Annotated in this window: 9 protein-coding genes; 7 read left to right on the top strand and 2 right to left on the bottom strand. The window is 60.0% G+C overall.

Translation table 11 applies throughout. The features are described from left to right. Window positions 1-1,046: Na/Pi cotransporter family protein (locus ACRXB1_RS25885; protein ID WP_449493658.1), on the top strand; the 1,046-nt coding region annotated here is incomplete at its 5' end. Here ACRXB1_RS25885 and ACRXB1_RS25880 read toward each other — a convergent pair. Next, window positions 1,043-1,813 (bottom strand): DeoR/GlpR family DNA-binding transcription regulator, encoded by a 771-nt coding sequence (locus ACRXB1_RS25880; protein ID WP_062002634.1) that lies wholly within the window; start codon window positions 1,811-1,813, stop codon window positions 1,043-1,045. The two genes, ACRXB1_RS25885 and ACRXB1_RS25880, sit on opposite strands and share 4 nt — an antisense overlap. 431 nt (window positions 1,814-2,244) lie before the next feature. Here ACRXB1_RS25880 and ACRXB1_RS25875 point away from each other — a divergent pair, with 431 nt between their 5' ends. The 6 genes from ACRXB1_RS25875 (at window position 2,245) to ACRXB1_RS25850 (ending at window position 7,045) form a co-directional block, all read left to right on the top strand. Then, window positions 2,245-3,384, top strand: a complete 1,140-nt coding sequence (locus tag ACRXB1_RS25875; protein WP_082771554.1) for an ABC transporter substrate-binding protein — start codon at window positions 2,245-2,247, stop codon at window positions 3,382-3,384. A gap of 177 nt (window positions 3,385-3,561) precedes the next feature. Then, window positions 3,562-4,425, top strand: coding sequence for an ABC transporter permease (locus ACRXB1_RS25870; RefSeq protein ID WP_119024685.1), 864 nt, complete (start codon window positions 3,562-3,564; stop codon window positions 4,423-4,425). Then, window positions 4,422-5,255 carry an ABC transporter permease gene (locus tag ACRXB1_RS25865; RefSeq protein ID WP_062002635.1) on the top strand — a complete coding sequence of 278 codons (834 nt, stop codon included), beginning with the start codon at window positions 4,422-4,424 and terminating at the stop codon, window positions 5,253-5,255. The genes ACRXB1_RS25870 and ACRXB1_RS25865 overlap by 4 nt, the downstream gene beginning before the upstream one ends. Window positions 5,256-5,269: 14 nt before the next feature. Further along, window positions 5,270-6,337, top strand: a complete 1,068-nt coding sequence (locus ACRXB1_RS25860) for an ABC transporter ATP-binding protein (protein ID WP_062002636.1) — start codon at window positions 5,270-5,272, stop codon at window positions 6,335-6,337. 143 nt (window positions 6,338-6,480) lie between these two features. Then, window positions 6,481-6,753 carry a BrnT family toxin gene (locus ACRXB1_RS25855; protein WP_174362963.1) on the top strand — a complete coding sequence of 91 codons (273 nt, stop codon included), beginning with the start codon at window positions 6,481-6,483 and terminating at the stop codon, window positions 6,751-6,753. After that, window positions 6,740-7,045 (top strand): BrnA antitoxin family protein, encoded by a 306-nt coding sequence (locus ACRXB1_RS25850; RefSeq protein ID WP_062172368.1) that lies wholly within the window; start codon window positions 6,740-6,742, stop codon window positions 7,043-7,045. The genes ACRXB1_RS25855 and ACRXB1_RS25850 overlap by 14 nt, the downstream gene beginning before the upstream one ends. A gap of 171 nt (window positions 7,046-7,216) precedes the next feature. On the opposite strand, the gene ACRXB1_RS25845 is transcribed toward ACRXB1_RS25850, so the two are convergent. Then, window positions 7,217-7,410 (bottom strand): hypothetical protein (locus tag ACRXB1_RS25845; protein ID WP_449493657.1); only part of this gene is annotated, 194 nt, incomplete at its 5' end.

Below are 7,410 nucleotides of genomic sequence, written 5' to 3'. Positions count from 1 at the left end.
CGTTGGGACTTGGCGCGGTGATCGCGTACCCGCGCGAGTCGGTGATCACATTTCATCTCGTCTATAACCTCGTGCGTTGCCTTGCGTGCATGCCGCTGGTCGAGCACGTTGCGCGCTTGTGTTATCGTGTGCTGCCGTTTGCACCGTGGATCGCGTTGGGACTTGGCGCGGTGATCGCGTACCCGCGCGAGTCGGTGATCACATTTCATCTCGTCTATAACCTCGTGCGTTGCCTTGCGTGCATGCCGCTGGTCGAGCACGTTGCGCGCTTGTGTTATCGGCTGCTGCCGGACCGCCCGGATATGAATCCCGAGTTGCGGCCGCTCTATCTCGATCCCGTCGCGCTTTCCACGCCTACGCTCGCGCTGGCGAATTCGGCGCGCGAGGCGCTGCGTATAGGCGACATCATCCGCACGATGCTCGATAACCTGCTCGACCTGGTGCGCACGAATGATCCGGTCAAGGCGCGCACGACGATCCGCATGGACGACGACGTCGATCAGTTGTACGCAGCGGTGAAGACGTATCTGGCGCGGATTTCCCGCGAACAGCTCGACGAAGCCGACAGCCGCCGATGGACCGACATCATCACGCTAACCATCAATCTGGAGCATGCGGGCGACATCATCGAGCGGGTGGTGATGAATATTCAGGAGAAGAAGATCATGCATCGGCTGGCGTTCTCGCCGGAAGGCCTGAGCGAGCTCGAGGACCTGCATGCGCGCGTGATCCTGAACCTGCAGCTTGGACTGAGCGTTTTTCTGAACAGTGATCTGCGCAGCGCCGAGCGCCTGCTTGCGGAGAAAGAACGCTTTCGTGACCTGGAGCGGAGCTATTCGTACGCGCATCTGGACCGGTTGGCGGGACAGAGCGCGCGGAGTATCGAAACGAGTGCCTTGCACCTGGACATCATCAGCGATCTGAAGCGGCTCAACTCGCTCTTCTGCTCCACGGCCTATCCGGTGCTCGATGCCGCCGGCGCCTTGCGGGAGACGCGGCTGCGACGCCGCGTACTCGATGCAACGTATGGCAACGACAGCGTCTAGGCAAGGATCACTTGCGGCAGCTTCTTGCGCAATGAAAGCAGCGCGGGACCCTCGGCGCCTTTCTTGTTGGTGATCAGGGTATCTACCCGGCTGATCGGGCAAAACGCGATCCGGCTGCATTGGCCAATCTTGCTGTAGTCGGCCAGGATCACCACGCGATCGGCATGCGCGACCATCGCGCGCGCGACTTCGGTCTCGGCGTGATCGAAGTTGGTCGCGCCATGCCGATGATCGATCGCAACCGGCGAAAGCAGCGCAATATCGGCGCGGTATCGAATGATCTCGGCGACCGTCGTGCCGCCTACTGTCGCGAACGCACGGTCGCTGAGGGAGCCGCCGAGCAGGATGATCTCGTTGCTCGTCTCGGTCTTTTCGCTGGTCGAACGCATCTTCTGCGCGACGTCGATAGAGTTCGTGATGATGGTCAGGTTGGCGAGTTTTGCGAGTTCTTCCGCAAGGATTGCGGTAGTCGTGCCGGCATCTATGAACAGCGTCTGACCGCTGCTGACCAGCGCCGTAGCCGCGCGCGCAATCGCGTTCTTGGATTTGACGTGCGTGTGGCTGCGCTCGGCAATGGGCGCTTCGTCAGCAGGCCGCGTGACGCCGCCGTGCACGCGCCTCAATTCACCCAGTGCTTCCAGATCCACCAGGTCGCGCCGGACCGTCTCGCGCGACACGCCGAGCTCGGCCATGATGCGCTCGGTCGATACGCGCTCGAGCGTTGCAAGCAGCGCTCGAATTCTCTGATGACGATCTTCCTGCCACATGCGGCGTTCCTTGAGCGTTGAAGTCGGGCACATTGCCGTGTGCCCTGGCATGCGACCACAAAACGTGTGTCATCCGCATGTCGCCAATATTAATGAGCTGTTTCTAGAAGGTTTCCCCCATCTCTCCAACCGAAAGATTAACAAGAACCGATGACTTTCAGGTTGCATTTTTTTGGATACTTGCGAATTTGGGTATTTGAACTTAGTCTCTTCGTCACACTTGCAGATCGCTCCAGGCGTTTTCCTGCGGTGCTGAAATCAGTCTCGAATCACTGTCTTTTTAGCCGTCGTCATAGTTCTTAAATATTTGGCCGCCAGAGTCGCGTGCGCGCCAAATGTGTGCGCATTCAAACAAGTTTCGGATTCAGGCAGCAGGTACGCTGCAGCAACATTCCAAAAACGAAGCACGTCAGGCAGAGGATGGAAACACCATGAATCAAGACGGGTTGCGAGTGACTTCGACCTTTCGCAGGACATCGGCCAAGGCCTCCATCACGGCGGCCATCGCCACGCTCACCGCGCTCGCGGGCCATGCCGTGGCGGCGCCGCCGGCGGCGTTGATCGAGGCAGCGAAGAAAGAAGGGCAGTTGACGACGATCGCGTTGCCGCACGACTGGTGCGGTTATGGCGCGGTGATCGCGGGCTTCAAGGCGAAGTACGGCATCCAGGTCAACGAGCTGAATCCCGATGCGGGTTCAGGCGATGAAGTCGAAGCCATCAAGGCGAACAAGGGCAACACGGGGCCGCAAGCGCCCGACGTGATCGACGTGGGTCTGTCGTTTGGACCGACCGCGCAAGCCGCCGGCTTGCTGCAGCCTTACAAGGTGTCGACCTGGGCATCGATTCCTGATTCGGCCAAGGAGAAGGACGGCTACTGGTACGGCGACTATTACGGCGTACTCTCGTTTGAAGTGAATACCGACATGATGGACAAGGTTCCCGCCGACTGGCCGGACCTGCTCAAGTCGGACTACAAGAATGCCGTTGCACTCGCGGGCGATCCTCGTTCGGCGAACCAGGCCATCCAGGCCGTCTACGCAGCGGGATTGTCGCAAGCGAAAGGCGATGCATCGAAGGCCGGCGCCGCAGGCTTGAGCTACTTCGGCAGCATGAACAAGAACGGCAACTTCGTGCCGGTGATCGGCAAGGCAGCGTCGCTGGCGCAGGGCACGACGCCGATCATCGTGCGCTGGGACTACAACGCCCTGGCGGATCGCGATACCTTGAAGGGCAATCCGAAGGTCGCGGTTGTCGTCCCGAAGACAGGCGTGGTCGCGGGCGTGTATGTGCAAGGGATCAGCGCCTACGCACCGCATCCGAACGCAGCGAAGCTGTGGATGGAATACCTTTATTCCGATGAAGGTCAGCTTGGCTGGCTCACCGGTTATTGCCACCCAATCCGCTTCAAGGATCTCGAAGCCAACAAGAAGATTCCGGCTGCGCTGCTTGCCAAGCTGCCGCCGCCATCGGCTTACAAAAACGTCGTGTTTCCGACGCTCGACGAGCAGAATGCTTCGAAAGCGCTCATCACGAAGCAGTGGGACCAGGTGGTCGGCGCCAACGTGAAGTAATGCAATGCACGGGCGCTTCTGGACCTCGGGTTCAACCTGAGTTCCGGCCGTCCTTCCGGTTCGCGCTTTGGATGGTCTTCCCGGCGCGGCCTGTCAGTTCAGAGCGACATCATGAGCACTTCATCGAAGATCGCCGCGCCCATGTCCGTGCATGAGGACCCCTCGCTGGGTCCCGGCATGAAAGCGGCGCGACGTGTGTCGCCGGCGTGGAACTATCTTGGCGTCCTGCCGTTTTTCGCATTCGCAGTCTTGTTCCTGCTGCTGCCCACTGCGTGGCTGATGGTCGGCGCGTTCCAGGACGCGCAGGGGCATTTCACGCTCGCCAACTTCCGCGAGCTGCTGCAACCCAGCGTACTCGACGCCTACTGGATCAGCTTCAAGGTCAGCGCGGCGTCGGCGTTGGGTGGCGGTTTTCTCGGGCTCCTGCTTGCATGGGCTGCGGTGCAGGGTAAGTTGCCCGTATGGATTCGTCCCACGTTGATGACGTTCTCCGGCGTGGCGTCGAACTTCGCGGGCGTGCCGCTCGCGTTTGCATTCATCTGCACGTTGGGACGCGTTGGACTGGTTACGGTGCTGCTGAAAAAGTACGTGGGCATCAACCTTTATTCCACGGGCTTCAGCATCCTGAGTTTCACCGGCCTGACGCTGACCTATCTGTATTTCCAGATTCCCCTGATGGTTCTGATCATCACCCCCGCACTCGATGGCCTCAAGCGCGAATGGCGCGAGGCGTGCGATTGTCTTGGCGGCAGTGCTTACCATTACTGGATGTACGTGGCGTTGCCCGTGCTCTGGCCGAGCGTGCTGGGCGCCACGCTGCTGTTGTTCGCCAATGCGTTCGGCGCGGTCGCAACCGCTTATGCGTTGACCGGAAGCTCGCTCAATATCGTGCCGATCGTGCTGTATGCGCAGATTCGCGGCGACGTGCTGCACAACGAGAACCTCGGTTACGCACTTGCGCTCGGCATGGTGCTGGTCACCGGCTTGTCCAACGGCGGGTATATCTGGCTGCGCTCGCGCGCTGAAAGGGGTCGTCGATGAGCACCGCCGCCACAGTCACTCTCACGCCCGACAACAAGGTACGTGCGCAGACCCGGGCGGGCGCGTGGATCGCGATGGTTATCGGCGCGGCGTATTTCCTGCTGCCGCTGCTGGCGACCATCGAGTTCAGCCTGAAGATGCGGCGCAACGAATACAGCTTCGACGCCTACCGCGTCGTGCTTACCGACCCGCATTTCCAGGCATCGTTCGGATACTCCATCCTGATGGGCGTATTTGCGATCGTGCTCGGCGTGCTGCTCGTGGTTCCGACCGCTTACTGGGTCCAGTTGCGCTTGCCGAAGCTGCGTCCGCTGATCGAGTTCATCACCTTGTTGCCGCTGGTGATCCCGGCCATCGTGATCGTGTTTGGTTACCTGCATGTCTACAACAGCAGTTCTTTCTTGCCGCTCACCGGCAACGAACGTGCAACCGATTTCCTGCTGATTTGCGGATACGTCACGCTGTGTTTGCCCTACATGTACCGCTCCGTCGACGCTGGCCTGCGCGCCGTCGATGTCCGCTCTCTCACCGAAGCCGCCGAATGTCTTGGTGCGACCTGGCCCACCATCCTCTTCAAGATCATCTTCCCGAACGTGCGCTCGGGAATCTTGTCGGGCGCGTTCCTGACGTTCGCGGTGGTCATCGGCGAGTTCACGCTCGCGAGCCTGCTGAATCGTCCGGCGTTCGGTCCTTATCTGCAATTGATCGGCGCCAATCGCGCGTATGAACCATCCGCGCTTGCAATCATCGCGTTTGCCATTACGTGGGCCTCGATGGGGCTTATCCAGGTCTTCGGCTCGGCGCGTTCCATCGCCGGACAAAAAACTTAAAAGGTCGGTTTGTCATGGCACTTCTCGAGATCGAAAACCTCAGCAAGACGTTCGGCACGAACACGGTGCTGCATCAGTTCGACATGCAGATCGAGCGCGGTGAGTTCATCACGTTTCTTGGCCCGTCGGGCTGCGGCAAGACCACGGTGCTGCGCATGATCGCAGGCTTCGAAACACCGACACGAGGCACGATCAAGCTCGGCGGCCGCGACGTCACTTACCTGCGCACGCGGCAACGCAAGGTCGGCATGGTGTTCCAGTCGTACGCGCTGTTTCCGAACATGACGGTGGCAGACAACATAGGGTTCGGGCTGAAGGTCTTGCGCCGCCCGCAAGCCGAGATCAAGTCGCGCGTGGAGGAGATGCTCGCGCTCATCAAGTTGCCGAAGCTGGCGGACCGATATCCGTGGCAGTTGTCGGGTGGCCAGCAGCAACGCGTGGCGCTTGCCCGGGCGCTCGCAAACAAGCCGCAAGTGCTGTTGCTCGACGAACCGCTTTCCGCGCTCGACGCCAAGATCCGCGTCTCATTGCGTGAGGATATTCGCAGCCTGCAGCGCGAGCTTGGCATTACATCGATATTCGTCACGCACGATCAGGAAGAGGCACTGTCGATATCGGACCGGATCGTCGTCATGAACGAAGGACGGGTCGAGCAGATCGGCACGCCATCGGAGATCTATAACTTTCCGCGCACGCGCTTCGTGGCGTCGTTTGTCGGCACGCTGAATCTGCTGTCGGGGCAGGTAGTCGACCCGGCGAGCGGCCGGATCGTGGTCGGCGGACAGGAATTGCGGACCTCGCATGCATTGAGTTCCAGCGATACCGGCAAGCAGCGCATGCTTGCGGTGCGCCCCGAAGCCATCGTGCTCGAAGCGCCGGCAAACGGGCGCAACACGCTTGCGGCCACCGTGGAAGAGGTGAACTTCCTCGGCGCGGTGGTGCGCATCAGGACGCGCGTGGACCAGTCCGTGATTTCACTCGATGTCTTCAACGACCCGAATCGACGCTTGCCCGAACGGGGACAACCCGTGGCGCTGGGCTTTTCGCACGAGAATCTGCTGGTACTGGAAGAAGGGGCTTGACAGGCAAAAGCATCGACCGGGTACAGTTGGCCTGCAAGTTATAGAGAACCGTTCCGCACATCGTGGAACGGTTTTTTTTTGCCATCGCGCGGCGCACGCATCGGCAACAACCTTGTCTTTCAGACTTTTTGCATCTACAATAAATGAAACAGTACGTGATGTTTGATTTGGAAAAGGACGCGTCGAATCAGCGCAAGCATGGATTGTCGCTAGCCGACGCCGGGGGCCTCGACTGGAATGCTCTGCGTATTCAAGCGGATACGAGGCGGGACTATCGCGAAGAGCGGCTTGTCGGGTACGGGCCGCTGGAGAGCCGTCTTCACTGCGTGGTATTCACGCCGCGCGACGGCGCCATTCGAGTCATCAGCCTTCGCCGGGCGAACAACAGGGAGATCAAGGACCATGAGCAAAGTTAAATTGATCCGGAATACGCCGGAAGAAGAGGCTGCAATCAACCGCGGTATCGCCGCCGATCCCGACACGTATGAATTGTCGGCCGAGGAATTCAAGGCGCTGCGCCCGTTTCCCGAATACATGGCAGAACGCCGCATGGGGCGGCCGCCAAAAGAGCATCCGAAGGAGCAGGTCAGCGTCCGTTACGACGCGGATGTGATCGCAGCGTTTCGCGCAACGGGCGATGGCTGGCAGACGCGCATGAACAACGCGCTGCGGGTTTATCTAAGCGAGCATCCGCTGAAGATCGCTTGAGCCAGCCCGCCGTCGTGCGGGTCTGACCGTCAGGGCCGTTCCGGGTCATCAACCGGAGCGGCCCTTGTTTTTTCGGCACCGCTCGCCTCAGGACCGCGTCAAAACCCTGCACAATCTCCGCCGCCGTCTCAAAATGTTAAGGTAGGGTCCGGTTTATTTTGAGACGGACAGCTAAAGCGTGATTTTCAACACCCATTTCAAATTTGCGGGCGTACGTGCATCTGGCGCGTTTCTCGCCGCATCGATACTTCTCCTGAGCGCTGAGATTTCCGGTTTCGCGCCGAGAGGGAGTGCAACAACGTAGAACTGTAGGGGTGAAACGATATTTACGGCAAGCATCCCATATTGGGCAAGCCGCGGCGGCA

It is taken from the genome of Caballeronia sp. M23-90, assembly GCF_053574605.1.
Note: the sequence above shows the minus strand (reverse complement) of the source record. Positions and strands in the feature narration are given on the sequence as shown.